Origin of the sequence: Exiguobacterium sp. AT1b (assembly GCF_000023045.1) — a bacterium.
Taxonomy (GTDB): Bacteria; Bacillota; Bacilli; order Exiguobacteriales; family Exiguobacteriaceae; genus Exiguobacterium.
Map to the genome: position 1 here is coordinate 2,958,863 of NC_012673.1, position 23,426 is coordinate 2,982,288.

Annotated in this window: 25 protein-coding genes; 24 read left to right on the forward strand and 1 reads right to left on the reverse strand. The window is 49.8% G+C overall.

Annotated elements, in window-relative coordinates; translation table 11 throughout:
* The first annotated feature begins 9 nt into the window (after positions 1-9).
* The 12 genes from aroC to EAT1B_RS15350 all read left to right on the forward strand — a co-directional run bounded on the left by aroC (position 10) and on the right by EAT1B_RS15350 (position 10,010).
* The gene (aroC, locus tag EAT1B_RS15295; protein ID WP_015881471.1) at positions 10-1,173 is read left to right on the forward strand and encodes a chorismate synthase; all 1,164 of its coding nucleotides are present in this window, start codon (positions 10-12) and stop codon (positions 1,171-1,173) included.
* Positions 1,167-2,222, forward strand: coding sequence for a 3-dehydroquinate synthase family protein (locus EAT1B_RS15300; protein WP_015881472.1), 1,056 nt, complete (start codon positions 1,167-1,169; stop codon positions 2,220-2,222). Before aroC ends, EAT1B_RS15300 begins: the two co-directional genes overlap by 7 nt.
* Complete coding sequence (gene aroA / locus EAT1B_RS15305) at positions 2,219-3,469, forward strand: 3-phosphoshikimate 1-carboxyvinyltransferase (RefSeq protein WP_015881473.1); 1,251 nt, start codon at positions 2,219-2,221, stop codon at positions 3,467-3,469. Before EAT1B_RS15300 ends, aroA begins: the two co-directional genes overlap by 4 nt.
* Before the next feature lie 29 nt (positions 3,470-3,498).
* A complete protein-coding gene (locus EAT1B_RS15310; RefSeq protein ID WP_015881474.1) occupies positions 3,499-4,773 on the forward strand; it encodes a tetratricopeptide repeat protein in 1,275 nt (424 codons plus the stop codon).
* A 23-nt stretch (positions 4,774-4,796) separates the two neighbouring features.
* On the forward strand, positions 4,797-5,330 hold the full coding sequence (locus EAT1B_RS15315) for a ReoY family proteolytic degradation factor (RefSeq protein ID WP_015881475.1): 534 nt from the start codon (positions 4,797-4,799) through the stop codon (positions 5,328-5,330).
* Positions 5,331-5,490: 160 nt separating this feature from the next.
* A complete protein-coding gene (locus EAT1B_RS15320; protein ID WP_015881476.1) occupies positions 5,491-5,931 on the forward strand; it encodes a YpiF family protein in 441 nt (146 codons plus the stop codon).
* A gap of 110 nt (positions 5,932-6,041) precedes the next feature.
* Entirely contained in the window at positions 6,042-6,542 is a 501-nt protein-coding gene (locus EAT1B_RS15325; protein ID WP_015881477.1) for a ubiquinol-cytochrome c reductase iron-sulfur subunit, read from the forward strand.
* 19 nt (positions 6,543-6,561) lie between these two features.
* Complete coding sequence (gene qcrB / locus EAT1B_RS15330; RefSeq protein ID WP_015881478.1) at positions 6,562-7,233, forward strand: menaquinol-cytochrome c reductase cytochrome b subunit; 672 nt, start codon at positions 6,562-6,564, stop codon at positions 7,231-7,233.
* A 33-nt stretch (positions 7,234-7,266) separates the two neighbouring features.
* Positions 7,267-8,061 carry a menaquinol-cytochrome c reductase cytochrome b/c subunit gene (locus tag EAT1B_RS15335; RefSeq protein WP_015881479.1) on the forward strand — a complete coding sequence of 265 codons (795 nt, stop codon included), beginning with the start codon at positions 7,267-7,269 and terminating at the stop codon, positions 8,059-8,061.
* 86 nt (positions 8,062-8,147) lie between these two features.
* Positions 8,148-8,765, forward strand: a complete 618-nt coding sequence (locus tag EAT1B_RS15340; protein ID WP_015881480.1) for a DUF1405 domain-containing protein — start codon at positions 8,148-8,150, stop codon at positions 8,763-8,765.
* A gap of 38 nt (positions 8,766-8,803) precedes the next feature.
* Complete coding sequence (locus EAT1B_RS15345) at positions 8,804-9,487, forward strand: zinc metallopeptidase (RefSeq protein WP_015881481.1); 684 nt, start codon at positions 8,804-8,806, stop codon at positions 9,485-9,487.
* A 64-nt stretch (positions 9,488-9,551) separates the two neighbouring features.
* Positions 9,552-10,010: a GreA/GreB family elongation factor gene (locus EAT1B_RS15350; RefSeq protein WP_015881482.1), complete on the forward strand. Its 459-nt coding sequence runs from the start codon at positions 9,552-9,554 to the stop codon at positions 10,008-10,010.
* 42 nt (positions 10,011-10,052) lie between these two features.
* Here EAT1B_RS15350 and EAT1B_RS15355 read toward each other — a convergent pair whose 3' ends face one another.
* Entirely contained in the window at positions 10,053-10,928 is an 876-nt protein-coding gene (locus EAT1B_RS15355; protein WP_015881483.1) for a YitT family protein, read from the reverse strand.
* 112 nt (positions 10,929-11,040) lie between these two features.
* Here EAT1B_RS15355 and bshB1 point away from each other — a divergent pair, with 112 nt between their 5' ends.
* The 12 genes from bshB1 (at position 11,041) to asnS (ending at position 23,371) form a co-directional block, all read left to right on the forward strand.
* Positions 11,041-11,724 carry a bacillithiol biosynthesis deacetylase BshB1 gene (bshB1, locus tag EAT1B_RS15360; RefSeq protein WP_015881484.1) on the forward strand — a complete coding sequence of 228 codons (684 nt, stop codon included), beginning with the start codon at positions 11,041-11,043 and terminating at the stop codon, positions 11,722-11,724.
* Positions 11,721-12,842 (forward strand): N-acetyl-alpha-D-glucosaminyl L-malate synthase BshA, encoded by a 1,122-nt coding sequence (gene bshA / locus EAT1B_RS15365; protein WP_015881485.1) that lies wholly within the window; start codon positions 11,721-11,723, stop codon positions 12,840-12,842. The genes bshB1 and bshA overlap by 4 nt, the downstream gene beginning before the upstream one ends.
* A complete protein-coding gene (locus EAT1B_RS15370; protein WP_015881486.1) occupies positions 12,839-13,978 on the forward strand; it encodes a CCA tRNA nucleotidyltransferase in 1,140 nt (379 codons plus the stop codon). Before bshA ends, EAT1B_RS15370 begins: the two co-directional genes overlap by 4 nt.
* Positions 13,951-14,913: a biotin--[acetyl-CoA-carboxylase] ligase gene (locus EAT1B_RS15375; protein WP_015881487.1), complete on the forward strand. Its 963-nt coding sequence runs from the start codon at positions 13,951-13,953 to the stop codon at positions 14,911-14,913. Before EAT1B_RS15370 ends, EAT1B_RS15375 begins: the two co-directional genes overlap by 28 nt.
* 225 nt (positions 14,914-15,138) lie before the next feature.
* Positions 15,139-15,972, forward strand: coding sequence for a 3-methyl-2-oxobutanoate hydroxymethyltransferase (gene panB / locus EAT1B_RS15380; RefSeq protein WP_015881488.1), 834 nt, complete (start codon positions 15,139-15,141; stop codon positions 15,970-15,972).
* Positions 15,972-16,802, forward strand: coding sequence for a pantoate--beta-alanine ligase (panC, locus tag EAT1B_RS15385; RefSeq protein ID WP_015881489.1), 831 nt, complete (start codon positions 15,972-15,974; stop codon positions 16,800-16,802). Before panB ends, panC begins: the two co-directional genes overlap by 1 nt.
* 5 nt (positions 16,803-16,807) lie before the next feature.
* The gene (gene panD / locus EAT1B_RS15390) at positions 16,808-17,191 is read left to right on the forward strand and encodes an aspartate 1-decarboxylase (protein ID WP_015881490.1); all 384 of its coding nucleotides are present in this window, start codon (positions 16,808-16,810) and stop codon (positions 17,189-17,191) included.
* A 106-nt stretch (positions 17,192-17,297) separates the two neighbouring features.
* Entirely contained in the window at positions 17,298-20,108 is a 2,811-nt protein-coding gene (gene dinG / locus EAT1B_RS15395) for an ATP-dependent DNA helicase DinG (RefSeq protein WP_015881491.1), read from the forward strand.
* Positions 20,109-20,173: 65 nt separating this feature from the next.
* Positions 20,174-20,359, forward strand: a complete 186-nt coding sequence (locus EAT1B_RS15400; RefSeq protein ID WP_015881492.1) for a YpmA family protein — start codon at positions 20,174-20,176, stop codon at positions 20,357-20,359.
* A complete protein-coding gene (locus tag EAT1B_RS15405; protein WP_015881493.1) occupies positions 20,356-20,841 on the forward strand; it encodes a hypothetical protein in 486 nt (161 codons plus the stop codon). Before EAT1B_RS15400 ends, EAT1B_RS15405 begins: the two co-directional genes overlap by 4 nt.
* 20 nt (positions 20,842-20,861) lie before the next feature.
* On the forward strand, positions 20,862-22,049 hold the full coding sequence (locus tag EAT1B_RS15410; protein WP_015881494.1) for a pyridoxal phosphate-dependent aminotransferase: 1,188 nt from the start codon (positions 20,862-20,864) through the stop codon (positions 22,047-22,049).
* A 20-nt stretch (positions 22,050-22,069) separates the two neighbouring features.
* Positions 22,070-23,371 carry an asparagine--tRNA ligase gene (asnS, locus tag EAT1B_RS15415; protein ID WP_031423961.1) on the forward strand — a complete coding sequence of 434 codons (1,302 nt, stop codon included), beginning with the start codon at positions 22,070-22,072 and terminating at the stop codon, positions 23,369-23,371.
* Positions 23,372-23,426: the final 55 nt, after the last annotated feature.

The following is a 23,426-nucleotide window of genomic DNA, read 5'->3' on the forward strand; positions in this document are numbered from 1 at the left end:
GGTGATCGGATGCGTTATTTGACAGCTGGTGAATCACATGGTCCCGGTCTGACGGTCATCATTGAAGGGGCCCCAGCCGGACTCGCGATCGATATTTCGCAAATCAATGCGGAGTTAAAAAAACGTCAATCTGGTTACGGTAGAGGGCGCCGCATGCAAATCGAGTCAGACCAAGTAGAAGTTCGTTCGGGAATACGGCATGGTGTGACCACAGGTGCACCCATCACTTTTTGGATTGAGAATAAAGACCATACGCATTGGAAACACGTCATGCAGGCGGAACCGATTGAAAGCGACATCGAAGTGAAACGCCGCGTCTCTCGGCCGAGACCTGGACATGCTGACCTGGTCGGTGGGATGAAGTATGACCATCGAGACTTACGTGACGTGTTGGAGCGTTCGAGCGCTAGGGAAACAGCGGCTCGTGTCGCGGTCGGGGCTTTCTGTAAGCAGCTCCTTCAACAAGTCGGGGTGTCCCTCTTTAGTTATGTCAAAGTGATTGGTGGGGAACGGGCGGAGTCGCGTACATTCGATTCACTTCAAGAAGCCCAAGCGGTCGTCGATGCGTCACCGGTTCGTACGTTAGATGAAGCGGCCGCGTTGCGGATGATGCGTCGCATCGATGAGGCCAAGGCAAATGGAGACTCGATCGGTGGGATCGTGTGTACAGAAGTACATGGTGTTGTACCGGGACTTGGCTCGTATGTGCAGTACGACCGTAAACTGGATGCGAAAATCGCACAAGCGGTCATGAGTGTCAACGCATTTAAAGGTGTTGAATTCGGTGAAGGGTTCGAAATGGCGTATCGTCCGGGTTCTGAAGTGATGGACCCGATCGCATACGGGGATAATGGATATACGCGACTCAGTAACCATCTCGGTGGATTTGAAGGGGGCATGACAACGGGGATGCCGATCCTTTGTTCAGCCGTCATGAAGCCCATTCCGACCCTCTATAAACCCTTACAATCGGTCGATATTGATACGAAAGAGGCATTTTTGGCTCAAATCGAGCGGAGTGACTCGTGCGCCGTGCCTGCCGCTTCCCTCGTCGTTGAGGCAGTCATCGCATTTGAAATCGCGAAGGAAATGTGTGAGACGTTCGGGCACGACACGATGGAACGAATCAAACATCGGGTCGATGAGTATCGGGAGGAGTTACGAGTATGGTAACGATTCCAATCTCAGCATCGACCCCATACGACGTCGTCTTGGACAATCAGGATCGTTGGATCGATTCGGTTGATTGGTCAAGGTATTCGATGCTATGGGTCGTTACGGATAAACATGTCGAGTCTCTTTATGGAGAGTCGTTCCGTTCTACGTTGAAACTGACCCATCCTCACGTCGTCTCGTCCGTCGTCGAAGCGGGTGATGCGTCGAAATCGCTATCTCAGCTCGAGCAGCTTGTCGCAGAAGGGTTGCGCCATGGATGTGACCGCGAGACGTTGATTGTCGCCTTTGGTGGTGGGATGATTGGCGACTTGGCTGGCTTTTTAGCAAGTGTCTACATGCGAGGCGTTCCATACATACAAGTGCCGACGACGATTTTGGCTCACGATTCGGCTGTCGGAGGCAAAGTGGCAGTCAATCACCCCCTTGCGAAAAATGCGATTGGTTCGTTCTATCAGCCATCAGGCGTTTATTACAACGTCACTCGACTGAACACCTTGTCCGTACAGGAAGTGCGAAGCGGTCTCGGTGAGTTATTGAAACATGCGTACTTATCACGTTACGTCCTCGAATCCTCTTTCGAGGACGACTTGTTTTTAGACTTGAACGAGAACGAACCATTGGATTGGGTGTCGTGGCTTGCTCGTGGGATTCGAGTGAAACAAGCCATCGTCGAGACGGACGAGCGAGAACAGGGCATTCGTGCTTGGCTCAACTTTGGGCATACGTTCGGTCATGCCCTTGAGTCGGTGGAAGCCTATCGGATCCCACATGGAGAAGCGGTTTTACATGGGATGGTGTTCGCTTTTCTCGTGTCTGGAGATGAAGTTCGAGCGATGCGGTTGTTCGATTGGATGCGTTCAAATGACGTCACGCCAATCGATTGGCAACCATTCGACCGCTACGTGGAAAAAATGATTCGGGATAAAAAGAACCGTCACGGTGCAATTCGTTTTGTGTTACTTCGTGAAACGATCACCGTTGAGTCGGTACAGCTCGAACATCTTCAACAGACGTTTGAACAGATGAAAGGATGGTGGGAACGATGAGTTTAAACGGTTCTATCCGTGTACCGAGTGATAAATCCATCACACATCGGGCATTATTATTCGGGATGATGGCGAACGGGACGACGCACGTGCGGAATCCGCTCCTCGGTGCCGATTGTCGATCGACAATCGAGGCGATTCGATCACTTGGAGCCGATGTGACAGAACAGCAAGACGAACTGATCATTAAGGGCATCGAGTCTCCGCGCTCGGCGCGGCTTGACTGTGGGAATTCAGGTACGACGATGCGTCTACTGATCGGCCTTTTGTCCGGCTATAACGGGTCGTTTGAGCTCGTAGGCGATGAATCGTTATCTAGACGTCCGATGCGCCGCGTTACCGAGCCTTTACGAAACATGGGTGCACATGTGACCGGGGATATGGCGCCTCTCGTCATCGAAGGGACGACGCTTCAATCGATTGACTATACGTTACCGGTCGCGAGCGCCCAAGTGAAGTCGGCCGTCCTACTCGCCGGCTTACGTGCCTCGGGTACGACGGTTGTTCGAGAACCGATGTTGTCACGAGACCATACCGAGCGCATGTTGCCCCTATTCGGTGCGAAGCTGTCGATTGTAAACGAAGAAGGGTTACGCGTCATCCGTGTCGAACCCTCGACATTGACTGGATGTACGGTCGACGTACCGGCAGACCCGTCATCGGCTGCATTTTTCTGGGCAGGGGCGGCCATGGTGGCAAATAGTTCGGTTACGACGACGGACGTCTGTTTGAATGAGACGCGGATCGGATTTTTACGTACGCTCGAACGGATGGGCGCGAATGTCGTCATTTCGAACGAACGATCGGTCGGTGAAGAACGAGTCGGGGACGTCACGGTCACGACGAGTGAGTTATCCGGCACGGTCGTCGAAAAGGATTTCATTCCTTCACAGATTGATGAATTACCCCTGTTCGCTCTCGTCGCCTCTCAGGCGAATTCACCGTCCATCGTAAAAGATGCAGCGGAACTGCGCGTGAAAGAAACCGACCGGATTGACGTAGTCGTCTCAGAACTACGCAAATTAGGTGTGGACATCGTCGGCACCGAGGACGGATTCATCGTCCAGCCGAGTCGCCTTCACGGAGGGGATGTCTCGACTTACGGAGACCATCGCTTGTCCATGATGTTACAGGTTGCGTCACTCGTGACCGATGAAGCCGTTCACATCGAGGGGATCGAGGCATCCGATGTCAGCTATCCTCGATTCCGTGAAGATTTACAACGGGTTCAACGTAAGATAGAATAACGATAAACCGAAGCCCAGGAGGACGAACCATGCTAGATGAATCAGCTTTAACACATATAATCGAGATGCTTGAGTCAGGTGAGACGGAACATGCACTCATGCATTTAGAAGAACTTGAGAAGGAAGGGTCAGATGATGACCGTTTAGCTATCGCTGACCTCTATTTAGAGTTAGGTCTTGCCGACCGAGCGACAGCCGTTCTCTCAAAACTATACGTCGACTATGAGGGAGACCCGAATGTCGCCTTATCCTTGGCGGAAGCGTATTTGGATAGTGACCGTGAAGAGGAAGCGATTGCCGTGCTTGAAAAAATCAAATCGGATGACGCAGATACGCAAGTGAGGAGCCTCGTCCTCCTCGCTGACCTGTATCAATCGCAAGGGTTGGATGAAGTGGCAGTGAAGAAACTGATGGAGGCGCTCGAAAAGAATCCGGATGAACCTTTACTCATTTATGGATTGGCTGAATTGTATGCCTCGACCGGTTCATTTGAACAAGCCATTCCACTCTATGCGCGACTTCCGAAGATGAAGTTGCCGGCTGAAATCGACTATCAAGCGGATTACGCGGAGGCCCTCACGATGGTCGGGTCGTTTGAAGAGGCGCTCGAAGAATACGAGCGGGCCACACATCGCGATTTGAACACCGTCTTCGGTCATGCGATGACGGCTCATCGGATCGGACGTGAGGAAGTGGCGATCAAGCAGTTCAAAGAGCTTCAGGCGATGGACCCTGACTTCACGTCGCTCTACTTGCCTTATACCGAGGCACTTGATGCAATCGGGCAAACGGAAGAGGCCATCGAGATCGTCGATCAAGGCATCACGCGCGACGATTATAATGATGAACTGCGACACGTCAAAGCAAGGCTGCTTCTCAAACTCGGAAATCGGGACGGTGCCATTAAAGAACTGCGTGAGGCGCTCGTGTTAAATCCAGAGTCGTTACAAGCGACCGAATTGCTCTTGTCGATTTTATTTGAAGCAGGAGAATTCGATGATGTTCTCGAAACCATCGATGCACTCGAAGATCATACGACGTCGCCGCTCATGACATGGTACAAGGCGAAGGCGAAATATGAGCTCGAAGCGTATGAGGAAGCGGTCAGTCTGTATGCCTCAATTGAGCCGATGATGAAAGAGGACGTGTCATTTGTGACGGAATGGGCTACACTGTTGATAGAGGAAGGTCGTAGACAAGATGCGCGACGTGTGGTCGAGCAATCGCTTGCATTGGTGGTCGATCTCGAAGATCGCCAATTGCTCGAAGAACAGCTCGAACAATTGTCTGATGACGTAGAATGAATAAGGGAAGGGAATGAGGTCAGATGGTCGAGCGGAAACGTAATTTTTTGAAGCGATTCGTCGCTCATCATACGCTTCGGAAACGTGAAGCAAAGTGGATTCTTGACTATTGGTTAAGACATCCTGAAAAGCTTGGCAACGTTCATTTCGTGACAAACGCTTCGGTCTCACCACGAAGTCTCGTGATGACAGCGTACGGGTTTGACGGTGAACCGTTTCGATACCGACGGGGAGACCTTGTGACCATGAATCCTGAGAAGGCTTATCATGACATCCGTCTACACGATGGGCCAATCTATGTAGAGTTAAATTTTCAAGGCATGATGATCGATGAGAACTGGGTCGACATCGTCGAACAGAATCCGTTTGAACCAGTGGCAGAAGTGAGAGACGAAGTCTCTTCCTCTGCTCAAACGGTCATTCAAGCATCGGTTGCTCAATTTGAAGAAGAGCGATTGCTGATTGAAATCGATAAGGCGCTCGACCGACGAGACGAGAATTTATTCCGCAATCTGACGACTCAACTTCATCAAGTGCGAGCATCTAAATTATTTTGAAAAAAACAAGCGCTTCCGTTCCGGTAGGCGCTTGTTTTTTGGTATATTAATTACGTAGGAATACACAATTATTTCACAGTTCGTTCATAACTTTGAAAGGTGAGCGAAGTCATGTACGCTACAATAGACATGATGAGATATGAAGGAGAGGAGGGAAAAGATGAGGTTCGATAGTCAAGGGGCACTCCGCTCGATTGCCGAACGACAATACGTCGATACGCTCATCGTTCCGCTCGCAGAATTGGCGTTTGGTGAAGATATGGTTCGTAAAGCCGAAAGCTATGAAGTGATTCATGCCGTCACGGCTGAGACAGAACGTCAATTATCTGGTCGAACGATGCTCAGCCCGACCATCAGTTACACCGATGTGGAAGCTGGTGTGAAGTTGGCGCAGGATGTGGTGGCGAAAGCAAATTCATCCGGATTTTCTCACGTATTGTTTATCGCGTCAGACGTCCGTTTCAAAGCATTTGATTTGCCGGTTTTGTTCGTACCGCCGCTCGCGCTTGGATCGATGTCAAGCGATCAGGCGCACACGATGGTCCAGAATTTTGCGACGCAAGTCATCACGGAACTTTCGAGCCGTTGGATGGCGACATGAAGCGGTTGACGTAGAGGTTTTATTGATATACTATTTTGTTGAGTGAGAAATTTTTGTGAAGAATGCATAAAGAATTATGGGGTTATGCACACGAATGAGGGGGGAACGAAATGGCTCAAAATGGGTCAAAAGTCACGCGCCGTCAGTTCTTAACGTACACACTGACTGGAGTAGGTGGCTTTATGGCGGCAACATTGATCAGTCCGATGGTCAACTTTGCGATCGATCCGGTTTTGAAAAAATCCGGTGCAGGCGACAAAGTAAAAGTAATGAGTCTTGATGACATCACGACTGAGCCGCAACGTGTCGACTTTAAGAAACAAACACAAGATGCTTGGTATGAATTTGAAGAAACGCTTTCAGCATGGGTTTACAAAACAGATAGTGGCGAGATTGTCGCGCTTTCTCCGATTTGTACACACCTAGGTTGTCAGGTGGCCTACGCTGGTGACCCGACTCGTCCAACAGAATTCTTCTGTCCATGTCACTTGGGACGTTATGAAAAAGATGGAACGAACATCCCAGGTACACCACCGACAGCACCGCTTGCACGTTATGAAAAAGAAGAAAAAGACGGCTTCCTATATTTAGGTAGTCCAGTCGCTCAGTAATGAGAGGGGGAACTAGCCGATGTTACAAAAAATTTATGACTGGGTCGATGAACGCGTAGACATCACACCGCTCTGGCGCGATATCGCAGACCATGAAGTACCGGAACACGTCAACCCTGCTCATCACTTCTCTGCATTTGTCTATTGTTTTGGCGGTTTGACGTTCTTTACAATCGTCATCCAGATCCTTTCAGGGATGTTCTTGACGATGTATTACGTACCAGATATCATCAACGCGCACGCGTCGGTGTATTACTTGCAAAATGAGATCGCACACGGACAAATCGTTCGTGGGATGCACCACTGGGGCGCATCTGTAGCCATCGTCATGTTATTCTTACATACGCTCCGCGTGTTCTTCACGGGATCGTATAAGAAGCCACGTGAGCTCAACTGGGTCGTCGGTGTTCTCTTGTTCTTCGTCGTCTTGGCGCTCGGACTCACAGGATACTTGCTTCCATGGGACATGAAGGCATTGTTCGCAACAAAAGTTACGCTTCAAATCGCTGAAAGTGTACCGGTTATCGGTGGTATTGCGAAGACACTTCTCGCTGGTGGTGAGATTGTCGGGGCGAGCACACTCGCACGATTCTTCGCAATTCACGTCTTCTTCTTACCGGCGGCATTGTTCGGACTGTTGGGAGCCCACTTCTTGATGATTCGTAAACAAGGGGTTTCTGGACCGCTATAAGCCGATTCGAGGAGAAAAAGGAGGAGAAACGATATGCATCGCGGTAAAGGGATGAAATTTGTAACCGACTCTCGAGTAGGAATCTCGAATCGGAAACAAAACATTGCAAAAGACTATTCAGAATACCCAGGACGCACAGAGGCGTTCTGGCCGAACTTCTTGCTTAAAGAGTGGATGGTAGGGTCGGTCTTCTTGATCGGATTCATCGCTTTGACAATTGTCGAGGCACCACCGCTTCAAAATATCGCCGATCCAACGAACACGTCATACATTCCGTTGCCGGACTGGTATTTCTTGTTCTTGTATCAATTACTCAAATATCAATTCGCTGCTGGGGACTGGATCTTACTCGGTACAGTCATTATTCCAGGTTTGGCGTTCACGGCACTTCTCGTTGCCCCATGGCTTGACCAAGGTCTCGAGCGTCGACCGGCGAAACGACCAGTCGCGATCAGTTTCATGTTACTTGGAATTCTCTCGGTCTTCTACTTGACTTGGGAATCTGTTCAAACGACACACTGGGATCAAGTTCATGCACAAGGTGAGCTTCAAATTCCAGGTGAAGGTCCTGAAATCGATACAGCGGCTCCAGGATATGAGATTTATTCGGCTCAATCTTGCGTCAACTGTCACGGTCAAAACCTAGAAGGTGGAGCAGCGGCTCCAGCACTCGTCGGAACGCAGTATACGGCTGAAGAAATCGCGGAAATCGCGGTCAACGGTGTCGGTACGATGCCAGCTGGTCAGTGGGATGGTTCAGATGAAGATCTCCAAGCCATGTCTGAGTTCATCGCTTCATACGGTGAAGGCGGCGAAAATAACAAGTAAGTCTTCAAGTGTAGCCTGAATATCGGGCTACACTTTTTTACTTCTGCACGACGCATACGATAAACTGAAGAAAAAGGATTGAGACAATGAACCCCATGTTTTTAAAACCGTTCTTGATGCATCGGATTGTATTGACTATTTTATTGATCATCAACTTGGGAGGGACGATTTACGGGTATATCTGGTACGAGCCTCAATTGCGTGACACACCGTACATCTATTGGCTGTTCGTACCGGATAGTCCGACGGCATCATTCTTCTTTACGATTGTCCTCGGACTTTGGTTAACCAACAAGCGCTCCCCGTTGTTCGAGACGCTCGCCTTTATCACATTGATCAAATACGGGGTCTGGGCCGTAATCATGAACATCATGTATCTCGGTACGTTACCACCGGATGCGCCGACCTTGACCATCTTGATGGCTGTCATGTTGATGGTCTCTCATGGTGCGATGGCGCTTCAAGCACTCATCTACGCACCATTCATGAAATGGACCATTACTTCGTTTGTCTGTTCATTGATTTGGGTAATTCATAATGACGTAGTTGATTATGTGCTCGGTCAATGGCCGCGCTATCCGTCACTCGCGGAACATATCATGTGGATCGGCTACGGCTCTTTCTGGCTAACCGGATTATGTTTTTTTATGGGATATGCCTTCGTACTACGTCCATCGCTTGAAAATAAGGTCATAAGAATGTAAAATCAAATTATCAAATACATGCAGAGGTGAAATAGAAAATGTCATTAGGTGGCTATATTTTCTATCTTGCACTGATCATGCTCATCCCCTTATGGGCCCAGATGCGAGTGAAAAGTACGTATAAGCAGTTTTTGAAACAACCGCTCCAAAGCGGTGTCACAGGTGCACAGGTCGCTGATTTCATCATGAAACAAAACGGTGTGCACAACGTGAGAATCGAAATGGTCGACGGACTCATGAGCGACCACTATGACCCGGTCAATAAAGTCGTTCGTTTGTCTCGCGAAGTGTATCAAGGGTCGACAATCTCGTCTGCCGCGATCGCTGCGCACGAGATCGGTCACGTCATTCAAGATGCGACAGACTATAAGATGATGCGCGTCCGCCACAGCCTTGTTCCGGTCGTCAACATCACGTCGAACTTGTCGTTCCCATTGTTGCTCGGTGGTTTCTTATTCGGGGCACTCGGGTTGGCTCAACTCGGTGTCATCATGATGCTCGGGGCGGTCGTGTTCCAGTTGATCACGTTACCGGTCGAGTTCGATGCATCGAAACGAGCGATGGCGCAATTGACGTCTCACGGAATCGTGACGGCGACAGAAGAGACTGGTGCACGTAAAGTGTTGAATGCCGCGGCTTGGACTTACGTTGCTGCAACGCTCGTTGCGGTTGCCGAACTCATTCGTTTGGCACTCATCGTCTTTATGCCACGTGAGGAATAGGATTGAATGGAATCCCGTCGGTAGGCGGGATTTTTTTATTTTTTGTTGAAAGGAAATGTTGTCAATGAAACCGAAGCTGACCGAGACGGGTCATCACCAATTGACAGATCGACTTGTGATGCTAAGAAGAGAGCGGACGGATGCGCGTGAACGGTTGCGGACAGCTCGAAAGTTTTGTGATTTCCGCGAAGACGTCACCTACACTGAAGCGGTACGTCAATATGAGCGGATCGAGGCGGATATATTAGAACTGAATCACCTCCTTGACGACGCGACCATCGTCGAATCCGTTCAGTCTGAAGTCGTGACGTTCGGAAATCGGGTCGTGATTCGGGAAGTGCAACAAGAAGAGACCGAGCGCTATCGAATCGTGAGCGAGGCAGAAGCAGATCTAGAACGAGGAAGCATCTCCGTGACATCGCCACTCGGTCGTCGTTTGATGGGGGCGACAATGGGGCAAACGATTCAAGTGGAAACGCCAGGAGGTACGATTCAAGTCGAGGTGCTCCACATCGAACCATAAAAAATCGCCCGTTCATCCCTATGAACGAGGCGATTTTTTTGCTTATTTCAAAGGCATCCGATTTTCATCGAACGTAAACCCTTCGCCCCCGACTTCATACACGTGATGGAACGTGACGAACGCATGCGGGTCGATCTGTTTGACGATTGTCTTCAAACGGTTCACTTCGTTACGGCCGACGACGACATATAAGACCTCGAGTTCTCGGTTCGAATAACCGCCTTTCGCGAGCAGTCGGGTCGTGCCGCGGTTCATCGTCGCATGAATGCCATCCGCAATGGCAGTGCGGTGGTCACTGATGATCATCGCCGCTTTACCGGCATACGTTCCTTCTTGCATCGAGTCGATGACGCGTGCCCCGATATAGACGGCGAGGAGTGTGTACATCGCCTCACGAATGTCGAGGTATGTCAAACTGAGGACGATGACAAAGAAGTCAAAGATGAGAAACGTCTTCCCAATCGACCATCCGATATAGCGTTGTACGAGTCGTGCGATGATATCGACGCCGCCCGTCGTCCCGCCATTGTTAAAGATGATGCCAAGACCGACTCCGATGAAGAGACCGGCGAACAAACTGGCGAGCACCATGTCATCCGTCAAGTCGATGACGAGCGTCGAATACTTGGCGATGAGTGCGTACCAAAGTGAAAAGGAGAACGTCCCGATTAGTGTATAAACGAAAGTCGTTCGACCTAACAACTTGTAACTCATGAAAAAGAGCGGGATGTTTAGTGCCAAGTTCGTGACAGAAGGTGAGATATCAAATAGTCCGCGGAGAATCAATGTGATCCCGGTGAACCCACCCTCGGCCAAATTGTTTTGGACGTTGAAGTGATAAACGCCGAATGCAAAAATAAAAGAACCTATTAAGATAAAAATAATATTTCGAACACGAATCGGTAATTGTACCGTCATCAGGTTCACCTCCCCTTAGATAGAGTACTCGAAAAACAGTTCGATTGACTACCCTGAACATATGACATTCAGAAACGAGTCGGCTATACTTTTCAAAGAAGAGGTGATGTAGATGAAAGTAGTAGCCATCGGGGCACATCCGGACGATATCGAAATCGGGATCGCCGGCATGACCGCCCAATGGACGAAAGAGAAGACTGAGGTCGTGTACGTCGATTTGACGAGAGCGGAACTTTCTTCAAATGGTGATGTAGAAACGAGACGACAGGAGGCAAGTGCGGCTGATGACGTGCTTGGTGTCCGTCGAATCAATCTAGGATTTAAAGACCGGGGGATTGACGGGGGAGAAGAGCAGCTCGAGGCAATCGTCTCCTTGATTCGCCGTGAGCGCCCAACCCACTTGCTCTATCCATATGAAGTCGACCGCCATCCGGACCATGCGGCCTGCGCCCATCTCGTGACAGAGGCGCTGTTTAATGCCGGGATTCGAAAGTACTTACCCGAACTCGAGGCATATCGTCCGGAAAGTGTGTACCAATATATGATCAATGCTCACGTCGAACCGGATGTGTGCGTGGATATTAGTGACACGATCGAAGTGAAGACACGGGCGCTTCAATGTTACGCGAGTCAGTTCACCCCTGTCGATGGGGTGAAGACACCGCTCACCGATGCGTACGTGGAACGGGTCATCGCCCGTGAACGCCATTTTGGGAGCTTGATTGGCGTCGCTTATGCGGAAGGCTTGAAGCGCGTTCGACCGTATGTCGTAAAACAGGCAGGTGAGCTCGCATGACATATCGGATTGGGATTCTGTGTTATCCATCGGTCGGAGGCTCTGGGATATTGGCGACAGAGCTCGGCATGAAGCTTGCTGACCGAGGACATGACGTTCATTTCATTACGAGCAGCATGCCGTTTCGTTTGAACGCCTATCACCCGAATATCACGTTCCATCAAGTCGAAATCAATCAATATTCGGTCTTTCGGTATCCGCCGTACGACATGACGCTCTCAGCGAAAATCGCAAGCGTCATCCAATCGTTCGGGCTTGATGTCATCCATGCACACTATGCCGTACCGCATGCCGTTTGTGCCGCGCTTGGTCGCGAGATGGCGGGAGTGAAGACTCCGATTGTGTCGACGTTACACGGGACCGATATTACCGTGCTCGGTGAGGACGAGGAACTGAAACCGGCCATTCTTTATGGATTGCGTCAATCAAACGCGATCACGGCGGTCTCGCATAGTTTGAAACGAGAGACAGAAGAGCGGATTGCCAGTGATTTACCGATCCAAGTCATCCATAACTTCATCGATGAATCGGTGTATACGCCTCAACTCGACCCGACACTCCGGGAACGGTATGGCTTGTCGGATGAGGACCGGGTCGCCATCCACATTTCAAACTTCCGTCCTGTCAAACGCGTCGACCTCGTCCTTGAAGCGTTCGATCAGATGGATGTGCCGAATAAGAAACTATTGCTCGTCGGAGACGGTCCGCTCATGGGTGCGATGCGTCGACTCGTGACGGAGATGGGGCTTGAAGAGCAGGTCATCTTTGCCGGGAAACAAGAACAAGTCGCCGCACTTCTAGCAATCAGTGACGTTCACGTCCTGTTGTCAGACAAGGAGGCGTTCGGTCTCGTAGCGCTCGAGGCAATGGCGACAGGTGTGCCCTCTGTCGTGAGCGATGCGGGCGGGCTACCTGAAGTGATCACGGACGGTGAGGACGGTTTCGTCGTTCCAAAAGGGGATGCGAGCCAGGCCGCCTCTGCGATGGAGCGGCTCTTGACCGATCGTTCGCTACGAGAACGGTTCCGACAAAATGGATTGGTGAAGTCCCGGCGTTTCGCCTCACAAGACATCGTGACCGAATATGAGCGCTTGTATGAACAGGTGGTGACATCATGACAGAATGGGAATACGCAAAACAAATCATCGACACCATCGAACAGCATGGGGGCGAGGCGTATATCGTCGGTGGTGCTGTTCGGGATTACGTGCTCGGGAGTCTGCCCGATGATATCGATTTGGCGACGTCCCTCTTCCCGGAGGAGGTGATGGCGCTGTTCCCGAAGTCGGTTCCGACCGGTATTGAACATGGGACCGTCACGGTCATTCTCGACCACCATCCGTTCGAAGTGACGACATTCCGTTCAGAAGGGTCATATTCGGATTCGAGACGACCGGACCATGTCGCACTCGGGGTGTCGCTTGAAGAGGATCTATTACGAAGGGACTTCACGATGAACGCGATGGCGTTCCATGATGGGCGAGTGGTCGATTTATTCGGTGGCCAACATGATTTAGAGGAACGAATCATCCGAACAGTCGGCAGTCCGTTTGAACGGTTCGGAGAGGACGCGCTTCGCATCATGCGCGCGCTTCGCTTCATGTCACAGCTCGACTTCACCTTACATGACGAGTTGCGGGAAGCGGCGAGCGGGCTCGGTCATAAGCTCGAACAGATTGCGATGGAGCGTATCGCCATCGAATTTGAGAAACTGTTGACGGGACCTGCGTACAAGAAAGCACTAGGTGAGATGGTCGAGCTCGGCATTCATCGTCATTTACCAAACGTGACGACCGAACTGATGCAGCGTGTCCAAGAGGACACTCGGACCCCTGTGAACGCGGTCAGCGGGTGGGCACTCTTTCTCTATCATGCACAGGATGACGGTTGGCTGTCGCCATGGAAACGGTCGAACGCCATCAAGCGAGAGGCACGCACACTTGCACAGCTCTGTGATACGGGGCTTGACCGGATGACGATTTATGCGACGGATGAACAGACGCTCTCCACTTATTTCCGAATGAACGGGGAGAGAGACCGAAGCCGTGAACTGAAACAGTCGCTCCCGATGACGTCAAGGAAAGAGTTAAAGTTTAACGGCCGGGACGCCTTAGCGCTCGGGGCACGAGGGGAAGCGATCAAGCATCTGTTAGCCGACCTCGAACGACGCGTCATCTTAAACGAGTTACCGAACCATGAGACAGTATTGAAAGAGGAGGCGAAACGATGGCTTCAACGCGCGGGCGTGTTCTGACGCTATTACAAGATGGTGAAGTATGGAGTGGTCAAGAGTTGGCACGCCAATTAAATATTTCACGTACCGCTATTTGGAAACATATCGAAACGCTTAAGCAAGACGGCTATGCGATTCATACAATCCCAAGAAAAGGATATCAATTGCTTGAACAAAGTGACCGATTCGATGAACCAGCGTTTGCGTCATATCGGAAGGGACGGTTCGGTCAAATCGTCCATGCGTTTGACCAAATCGACACGACACAACGAATCGCCCATGAGCTGGCGCAACAACACGTGCCAGAGGGGACGCTCGTCATGAGCGAGGAACAGACGGCAGGGCGCGGACAACTCGGTCGCAATTGGTACAATCCGAAGCACGTCAATATCGCGGCAAGTGTGATTTTAAGGCCGGAGTTACCCATTCGCGACGCATCAAAGCTTACCTTGATGGCGGCGAGTGCGTTTGCGAAAGCGTTGAATGCGCGTGACCTTGACGTGACCATCAAATGGCCAAACGATCTACTGCTAAATGGCAAGAAAATCGGAGGCATTCTGACAGAAATGCAAACGGAAGGTGACCGCATCCAAGCCGTCATTTTAGGGTTCGGAATGAACGTCAACGGCGATGACATTCCGACGGAGTTGGCGCACCGGGCGACCTCCCTGTATTTAGAGACCAGGACGCGGTATCATCGTAGTGAGTTATTGGCAGAACTGTTGGCAGAACTCGAGACCGAATACGATCGGTTCCTTGACGTGGGATTTGCGCCCGTTCGCTTGAACTGGTTGAAACATGCCGCCTATTTAAATGAGTCGGTCACCTTGAGTGGGTCCCGAACGTCGCGAACAGGTGTCATGCGTGGCATCTCGGACGAGGGGGCGCTACTACTCGAAGTGGATGGAACGGTCGAACCGGTCTATTCTGCTGAGATTGCAGTGTGGAATGATTGATGAAAGCGAGACCATCGACTATACTTAATGTGTCGGACGCTATCAAGTTTTGAAGTGTACCGCGCTTGCAGACTGTCACATTCAGTTGTCTGCCTTGATCATTATGACAGGGACAGAAGGACACTAACTCATGAAAACCATGAATTTGTTTTTCGTGCGCCTTCTTGCCATCTGTGTAAGAGGGCGTTTATTCTTTCCTGTCTCCACGTTTAGGAGGAGAAACAGATGCACACGATGACTACATTGTTAAAAAAGATGAACGAGCAGGAAAAGCTCGTCATGTTGACGGCGTATGATTATCCGTCAGCCAAACTTGCCGAATCGGCAGGGGTCGATTTGATTTTAGTAGGTGATTCACTCGGAATGGTCGTCCTTGGTTATGATTCGACGATTCCAGTGACGATGGAGGACATGCTTCATCATTCGAAAGCCGTACGCCGAGGAGCACAACATACGTTCGTTGTGGTGGATATGCCGTTTGCGTCATATCACGGAGACTTCGATCGAACGTTACAGGCAGCATCGCGCTTATTCCAAGAAGGTCGTGCGGATGCCATTAAACTAGAAGGTGCCGGTGACGTGCTTCAGACGATTGAGCGTTTGACACAAGTCGGCATGCCATGTGTCGCCCATTTAGGGTTGACCCCTCAATCGGTTGGCGTCCTAGAAGGATATAAAGTACAAGGGAAATCCCTTGAGGCTGCCGAGACACTCCTTCAAGACAGCTTGGCTGCTGAACGTGCTGGCGCGAAGATGCTCGTCCTTGAGTGTGTCCCTCATCAATTGGCAAAACGGATCGCAGAAGAGTTGACGATTCCTGTCATCGGAATCGGTGCAGGTGCAGATGTCGACGGCCAAGTGCTCGTCTATCATGACGTATTGAAATATGGGGTGGACCGTCTCCCTAAATTTGTCCAAGCGTATGCAGACTTGAATGAAGTGGCGACGGATGCCATCCGCTCTTATGTCGAAGAGACGAAGAACGGTCACTTCCCACAAGAACGTCATACGTTCACAATGGATGAGTCGTTGCTCGACTCGTTGTATGGAGGAAAATGATGAGAATTGTATCGACCGTCGAAGAATTACGTAGTGCTTTACCAATGGATCAAACGATTGGGTTCGTGCCGACGATGGGATATTTGCATGAAGGACATATGAGCCTCGTTGAAAACGCGCGACGGGAAAATGACGTCGTCGTCATGAGTATTTTTGTCAATCCGACACAGTTCGGACCGAATGAAGATCTCGACCGTTATCCCCGTGACTTTGAACGGGATGAGAAGTTGGCACGTGAAGCGGGAGTCGATGTCCTGTTCTATCCGACGACGGAGACGATGTATCCCCTTGATATGGCCCGCGTGACCGTTCGTCACGGGGCGGACGTATTATGTGGGGCGAGTCGTCCCGGCCATTTTGATGGTGTGTTGACAATCGTCTCGAAATTATTTAACCTTGTTCAACCGACACGCGCTTATTTCGGTCTAAAGGATGCCCAACAAGTGGCATTGATTGAAGGATATGTCCGAGATTATTTCGTACCGGTAGAGATTCGACGCTGCCCGATTATTCGTGAGGAGACAGGACTAGCCAAATCTTCTCGAAACGTCTACTTGTCAGATATCGAAACGGTAGAGGCGAGTCGGATCTTCAGCGCATTGACGATGGCGCGAGAGGCACTCGATGCAGGTCAACAAGTTGATGAAGTAAAACGACAGCTGATTGAACGTTTGGACGAGATTCCGAACAGTCAAATCGATTACGTCGAGCTTGTCGATTATCCGACGCTCGGTGCCGTCTCGAGCGACTCGACTGAACTCTTGTTAGCAGTGGCCATTCAGTTTGAACGGGCCCGATTGATTGATAATGTGATTTGGAAGAAGGGATGAATCCAATGATTCGTACATTTATGCACGCAAAGCTTCATAAAGCAACAGTGACAGAAGCAAACTTACACTACGTCGGTTCGATTACAATCGATGAGGATTTAATGGATGCGGTCGGCATCATGGAGAATGAACATGTACACATCACGAACAACCATAATGGTGCTCGCATCGAGACGTATGTCATCAAAGGGGAACGTGGGTCAGGCGTGATTTGTTTGAACGGTGCGGCAGCACGTCATTTCCAGGTCGGTGATGTGGTCATCATCATGGCGTACGGTCAAATGACAGCGGAAGAGGCGAAAACGCATCGTCCAAAAGTAGCCGTGTTGAATGAACAAAATGAGGTCGATCAACTTCTTTACGAAGAGATTGCTCATACAATTTTGTAAAGGATTCGGGGGTGTCGGCAGAGGCATCCCCGTTTTTTCGTTATTCGTTCTATGGTAAGATGAGACAGACAGAAAGCACGAGCGTGCCAAAGATGGGATGGATGTTATGGACACGTATGTGATTGTGGATTTAGAGACAACGGGTCATTCCGTAAAGTCCGGAGATGAACTGATTGAGTTTGCGGCGGTCGTCGTACAAGAGGGCGAAGTGATTGAACGCTACAGCACCTTGATTCGACCGAGTCGACCAATCCCACCTTTTATTACGCAATTGACAACGATTAGTGACGAAGATGTAAGTGACGCACCTACATTTGAAGATGTGATTCCCGACATTTGGAAAATGCTAGATGGACGGGTATTTGTCGCGCATAACGTCGCATTTGATTTAACTTTTTTAAACGAGAGTCTTGAACAAGCGGGTTACCTTGCGTTTCAAGGGAGAGCCATTGATACAGTCGAATTGGCCCGTATTCTGTATCCGACTTTAGAGAGTCATGCGTTAGAAGCGCTATCGGATACGTTTGACCTCGTACATACAGACGCACATCGGGCACTCAGTGATGCAGAGGCGACGGCAGAGCTCTTCATTCGGATGCTCGACCGTTTGCGCGATTTACCGATGGTGACGCTGAAACGACTTCGAGAGTTATCTGAATCATGGACGAGTCATATCGAACCGTTACTCGATGAGATCATCCTTGAGGTCGGGATTCGTCCAGACGACGAAACCCGTTTTGATATCCATCGTAAAATTGCGTTACGACGACCGGTGGATGCGTTCGTTCCGGCGACAGAACGTGAACCGTTCGAGCCGTTCCTTTTGCGGACGATTGAAGAGACGCTCCCTTCACTGTTTGATCAGTTTGAACCGAGACAGAGTCAATTCGAAATGATGCGTCACGTCTATAAAGCGCTAGACGATGAGGAAACATTGTTAGTCGAGGCGGGTACGGGAACGGGTAAAACGCTTGCGTACTTGATTCCGAGTGCCCACCATGCCCTCGAGACGAAACGACCGGTCGTCATTAGTACGCATACCATTCAATTGCAGGAACAGTTGTTAAATCGAGACTTGCCCGTGCTTCGTCAGATTTTTCCTGAGATTGAATTCACGTTGTTGAAAGGAAGACGCAATTATATCGATTTACGCAAGTTCGAGATGGTGCTCGACGAATCGAATGATGGTCTTTTGGCATCGATGTGTAAAGCGATGGTGCTCGTCTGGCTCACTGAGACCGAGACCGGGGACTTAGAGGAACTTTCATTTCCGGGCTCAGCGACACAAGGACCCGCTTCGTTCAAGCGTTTGATTCAAGCAGATGCTTCAAGTGATTTTGGACGGTTCGATCCGTGGTATAGCCGTGACTTTTTCACGAAAGCCGTGTTGCGCTCGAAAGAAGCGGACCTGATTGTGACCAATCATGCCTTACTGTTCTCGGACTTACAGCATCAGGCAGGCATTTTACCGACGGACACGCCTCTCGTATTAGATGAGGCCCATCAAGTCGAGGAAGTGGCCTCGCATCATTTCGGTGTGACATTTGATGCGATTCAATTTGACCGCCTCTTCAAATGGTTCGGCTACGGAGCGGATGGCAAATTCCATTCTCGCATCATCCAGTTAGCCGATTTGACATCCGTAACCGAAGAGGCCGAGGCATTCAGTCAACAAATTGATTCGGCCCTCGCTCGGGTCGAAGAAGAACTCGAAGATCTTCTGACTTCCCTTCAATCGTTAGGTAAGAAAAAAGAACCTCGACAAACGGTTCGTTTCGAACGGGAAGGGGCAACGTTTAGACCAATTCGAGAAGTGGCCAATCGACTCGAGGACAAACTGAGAACGTTGCGGACGTCACTCCGACATCTCCATCGACTGCTCGATGAACGTAAAGAACATATGACGTTTAAACAGCGCGCCCTTCTCGGTGATTTAAAAACGTTGATTGGAGACGTGCGCGAACTCGAGAGTGTCATCTATGAGACGATGTTGACGCGTGACGATGATGCGGTCAGCTGGGTCGAACTGAATTTAGGAAATCGGAAATTAACCTCGGTGTACACGCAACCGGTCGAAATCGGACCGCTGTTGCATGAACGTCTGTTTAAGAAGCGACCGACAATCTTAACATCAGCGACGATGACGGTCTCAGGGAAGTTCAGCTTTATGGAACGACGCCTCGGATTAGAAGGAGAACCGGTCCGAAGAGTCGTCTTACCGTCGCCATTCAACTTCAAAGAACAGGCCAAACTGTTTGTACCGTCGGACTTCCCGTTGATCAATGAAGTGCCGCTCCCTCAGTTCGTCGATCAGACGGCCCAGTCGATTGTCCAAATCGCGAACGTGACGAAAGGAAGGATGCTCGTCTTGTTCACATCGAACGAATTGCTTCGACTCACTTATGAACAAGTCAAAGACCATCTTGACCCGTCTTATACACTTCTCGCACAAGGTGTGAGCGGTGGCTCACGTAGCCGCTTGACGAAACAGTTCAAACGGATGGAACAGTCGATTCTCTTTGGAACAGCTAGCTTTTGGGAAGGTGTCGATATTCCGGGGGAGGCGTTGACATGCCTTGTCATTGTAAGACTTCCCTTCGCACCGCCCGACCAGCCCATCATGCAAGCTCGTTCTGAGAAAATTGAAGCGATGGGGAAATCACCGTTCTTTGAGTTATCCCTGCCCCAAGCGGTCATTCGCTTCAAACAAGGTGTCGGTCGATTGATTCGATCGAAAGGGGATTATGGTGCCGTCTTCGTATTCGACCGGCGTGTGGAGACGACACGTTACGGCAAACAGTTCATCAACAGCTTGCCTAAAGTTGACCGGATTGAAGGAACGCTTGAAACGTCGTTATCCGAGTTAGAGTTGTTCTTAGACGAGAAGGAAAAGTCTGTGGCACGAAATGACAGATAACGCTAGGCATCACGATATTATCGTTTTATAATGATACGTATAGTGTTTTTAGAGGAGGAGTCAATATGAACTCGAATATTGAGACGCTGGCGAGCGTGCGCATCGAACCGACTGCGGACGTCTACAAAATTGTCGACTTATTGAATCGGACCTTAAAGAGTCAGGATTTAATGTTCGGTTTGTCACTTGAGAAGAAAGTGAATGATCCGAAGAAGGAAGAGATGGTCTTCACCATCTATCGTACAGAATGACCAGAAAGGCAAAATGGATCGTCTCATTACTGGCGGCACTGATTGGTGTCGTCCTTGTCTTTAGCGTGATGTATCGATTCACCATCGGTCATACAGAGAATCAAAAAGAAAAGCTCGTCGAAACGGCGATGGCACGATTGGCTGAAGAATCTCCAGACGCGAGAGTGGGTCAGGGAGAACTGTTCAATGGGACAGAGGCATATGTCGTCTTCCCAGAAGTAGACGGGAAGTCCATTTGGTTTGTCCCATTGGATAAAAAGCTGGAGATCGAGCAACGAGAAATCGGTGAAGTGGACGCTACTGACGTCTGTTCGAAGTCGGTTGAGGAGACAGGCGGACAACTGGTCAGCTGTAAGATTGGTTTTGACGAACGGGCACTCATCGAAGTGGTCACGAAAGCGGATGCGTCTTATACGTATTCGTACTATACGCTTCAGACCGGAGAATTTATTCGACGGGTCCAATTGACCGATCAAATGTAATGAATTAGAGGGGGATTATGATGGAACATCTATTAGCGAAACGTGTAAAACAACTCACGCCATCGACTACCTTGGCGATCACAGCTAAGGCGAAGGCACTGAAAGCTTCAGGCAAAGATGTTATTGGTCTCGGCGCGGGTGAACCTGATTTCAACACACCAGAACGAATCATCGATGCTGCTTGTCAAGCCGCTCGAGATGGAGACACAAAATACACGCCATCTGGCGGGACAGTCGCGTTGAAAGATGCCATCATTGAAAAGACGAAACGCGATAGTGGATTGTCGTTCGAACGCAACGAGGTGATGGTGGCTTCAGGTGCGAAACATGCCCTTTACGCTTTGTTCCAAGCTATTCTAGATGAAGGGGACGAAGTGATTGTCCCAGCCCCATACTGGGTCAGTTACCCGGAACAAATCAAATTGGCGGACGGGGAACCTGTCTTGGTCGACACGAATGAAGAGACATCATTTAAATTGACGCCAACGCAACTCGAGAGTGCGATCACTGCTCGTACGAAGGCAGTCATCTTAAACAGCCCATCCAATCCGACGGGAATGATTTATACGAAAGAAGAGCTACAGGCACTCGCCGATGTCGTTCTTCGCCACAATCTTCTCGTCGTCAGTGATGAGATTTATGAAAAATTGATTTACGGTGATGCGTCGTTCGTATCGATTGCGACCCTTCCGAATATGCGTGAACGCACCATCATTATCAATGGTGTCTCGAAATCTCACGCGATGACAGGTTGGCGAATCGGATATGCCGTTGGGGACGCAAAAATCATCGGGGCGATGACGAACTTGGCCTCACACTCGACATCCAACCCGACATCTGTCGCACAAGCGGCTGCGGTAGAGGCGTACAATGGACCACAAGAAGATGTGGAAATGATGCGTCAATCGTTCGAGGAACGACTTGAAATCGTCTACGACCGTCTCGTCAAAATTCCTGGCATCACGTGTTTGAAGCCGCAAGGTGCATTTTACTTATATGCCAACGCGAAGGTCGCGGCCACAGAGAGTGGCTATGACACCGTCGATGCTTGGTGTGAAGCTGTTCTTGAAGAAGCAAATGTGGCACTCGTGCCTGGTTCTGGCTTCGGACAAGACGATTACGTACGATTATCCTATGCAACTGAATTAAAACGCGTATTAGAAGCGCTCGATCGAGTAGAAGACTTCGTTACGAAGCGCGCTCGATAAGCGAAAGGATGGAAATGAACATGACAACTATTTCGATTAACCAATTTAAAGACTATGAAGGCCAATCTGTCCGTGTAGGCGCGTGGATTGCCAACAAACGTTCAAGTGGAAAGATTGCTTTCCTTCAATTACGTGACGGTAGCGGTTTTGCTCAAGCGGTCGTTGTAAAAGCTGATGTGGCGGAAGAGTTATTTACTCTTGCCAAAGGGATCACGCAAGAAACGTCGGTTTGGGTCACAGGGAATGTCAAATCTGATGGTGGACGTACACCACTCGGATTTGAATTGGAAGTGACAGATTTAGAAGTGATTGCGGAATCGGTTGATTATCCAATCACACCGAAAGAACACGGAACGGAATTCTTGATGGACAACCGTCACTTATGGCTCCGTTCACGTCGCCAACACGCGATTATGAAAGTTCGTAACGAAATCATCCGTGCGACATATGAATTCTTCAACAAAGAAGGATTCGTCAAAATCGATCCGCCAATCCTTACGAGCAGTGCACCGGAAGGGACGACAGAATTGTTCGAGACAGACTATTTCGGTCAGTCAGCCTACCTTTCTCAGACGGGTCAATTGTACATGGAAGCCGCGGCAATGGCACTCGGTAAAGTATTCTCGTTCGGACCGACGTTCCGTGCAGAGAAATCAAAAACGCGTCGTCACTTGATTGAGTTCTGGATGATCGAGCCGGAGATGGCATTTGTCGATCATGACATGAACCTCGAGATTCAAGAGCAGTACGTCTCATACATTGCACAGTCGGCACTTGCGAACTGTAAAAATGAATTGGAACTACTCGGACGTGACCTTGAGAAATTGGCACAAGTACAAGCGCCGTTCCCACGCGTTCGTTACGAAGATGCCATCAAGTTCTTGAAGGCAGAAGGATTCGACGACATCGAATACGGGGATGATTTCGGTGCACCGCACGAGACGGCGATTGCCAACGCACATGATCAGCCGGTATTCATCACGCATTGGCCAAAAGAAATCAAACCGTTCTATATGAAAGTAGACCCTGAAAATCCTGAGCTTGTTCTTTGTGCGGACTTGATTGCTCCAGAAGGATATGGTGAAATCATCGGGGGATCTCAACGTGAGGACGACTACGATCGTCTAAAAGAAGAAATCATCAAAGAAGGTCTCGACGAAACGGATGCGTATGATTGGTACCTTGAACTTCGTCAATACGGTTCGGTCCCACACTCTGGTTTCGGACTTGGTCTCGAGCGTACAGTCGCATGGATCAGTGGAATCGAACATATCCGTGAAGCGATTCCATTCCCACGTTTATTAAACCGAATTCACCCTTAACGATTAATCGGGGAAGACGTCATGTCCTCCCCGATTGATGTGTCTTAGAAAGGAA

Bases quoted from the DNA above. Each gene is read 5' to 3' on its own strand.
- EAT1B_RS15335 (WP_015881479.1), top strand. From the start codon at position 7,267: ATGCATCGCGGTAAAGGGATGAAATTTGTAACCGACTCTCGAGTAGGA.
- aroA (WP_015881473.1), top strand. From the start codon at position 2,219: ATGAGTTTAAACGGTTCTATCCGTGTACCGAGTGATAAATCCATCACA.
- dinG (WP_015881491.1), top strand. From the start codon at position 17,298: ATGGACACGTATGTGATTGTGGATTTAGAGACAACGGGTCATTCCGTA.
- bshA (WP_015881485.1), top strand. From the start codon at position 11,721: ATGACATATCGGATTGGGATTCTGTGTTATCCATCGGTCGGAGGCTCT.
- EAT1B_RS15325 (WP_015881477.1), top strand. From the start codon at position 6,042: ATGGCTCAAAATGGGTCAAAAGTCACGCGCCGTCAGTTCTTAACGTAC.
- bshB1 (WP_015881484.1), top strand. From the start codon at position 11,041: ATGAAAGTAGTAGCCATCGGGGCACATCCGGACGATATCGAAATCGGG.
- panB (WP_015881488.1), top strand. From the start codon at position 15,139: ATGCACACGATGACTACATTGTTAAAAAAGATGAACGAGCAGGAAAAG.
- EAT1B_RS15370 (WP_015881486.1), top strand. From the start codon at position 12,839: ATGACAGAATGGGAATACGCAAAACAAATCATCGACACCATCGAACAG.
- EAT1B_RS15340 (WP_015881480.1), top strand. From the start codon at position 8,148: ATGAACCCCATGTTTTTAAAACCGTTCTTGATGCATCGGATTGTATTG.
- qcrB (WP_015881478.1), top strand. From the start codon at position 6,562: ATGTTACAAAAAATTTATGACTGGGTCGATGAACGCGTAGACATCACA.
- EAT1B_RS15300 (WP_015881472.1), top strand. From the start codon at position 1,167: ATGGTAACGATTCCAATCTCAGCATCGACCCCATACGACGTCGTCTTG.
- EAT1B_RS15345 (WP_015881481.1), top strand. From the start codon at position 8,804: ATGTCATTAGGTGGCTATATTTTCTATCTTGCACTGATCATGCTCATC.
- EAT1B_RS15310 (WP_015881474.1), top strand. From the start codon at position 3,499: ATGCTAGATGAATCAGCTTTAACACATATAATCGAGATGCTTGAGTCA.
- panD (WP_015881490.1), top strand. From the start codon at position 16,808: ATGATTCGTACATTTATGCACGCAAAGCTTCATAAAGCAACAGTGACA.
- EAT1B_RS15355 (WP_015881483.1), bottom strand. From the start codon at position 10,928: ATGACGGTACAATTACCGATTCGTGTTCGAAATATTATTTTTATCTTA.
- panC (WP_015881489.1), top strand. From the start codon at position 15,972: ATGAGAATTGTATCGACCGTCGAAGAATTACGTAGTGCTTTACCAATG.
- aroC (WP_015881471.1), top strand. From the start codon at position 10: ATGCGTTATTTGACAGCTGGTGAATCACATGGTCCCGGTCTGACGGTC.
- asnS (WP_031423961.1), top strand. From the start codon at position 22,070: ATGACAACTATTTCGATTAACCAATTTAAAGACTATGAAGGCCAATCT.
- EAT1B_RS15350 (WP_015881482.1), top strand. From the start codon at position 9,552: ATGAAACCGAAGCTGACCGAGACGGGTCATCACCAATTGACAGATCGA.
- EAT1B_RS15410 (WP_015881494.1), top strand. From the start codon at position 20,862: ATGGAACATCTATTAGCGAAACGTGTAAAACAACTCACGCCATCGACT.
- EAT1B_RS15400 (WP_015881492.1), top strand. From the start codon at position 20,174: ATGAACTCGAATATTGAGACGCTGGCGAGCGTGCGCATCGAACCGACT.
- EAT1B_RS15315 (WP_015881475.1), top strand. From the start codon at position 4,797: ATGGTCGAGCGGAAACGTAATTTTTTGAAGCGATTCGTCGCTCATCAT.
- EAT1B_RS15405 (WP_015881493.1), top strand. From the start codon at position 20,356: ATGACCAGAAAGGCAAAATGGATCGTCTCATTACTGGCGGCACTGATT.
- EAT1B_RS15320 (WP_015881476.1), top strand. From the start codon at position 5,491: ATGAGGTTCGATAGTCAAGGGGCACTCCGCTCGATTGCCGAACGACAA.
- EAT1B_RS15375 (WP_015881487.1), top strand. From the start codon at position 13,951: ATGGCTTCAACGCGCGGGCGTGTTCTGACGCTATTACAAGATGGTGAA.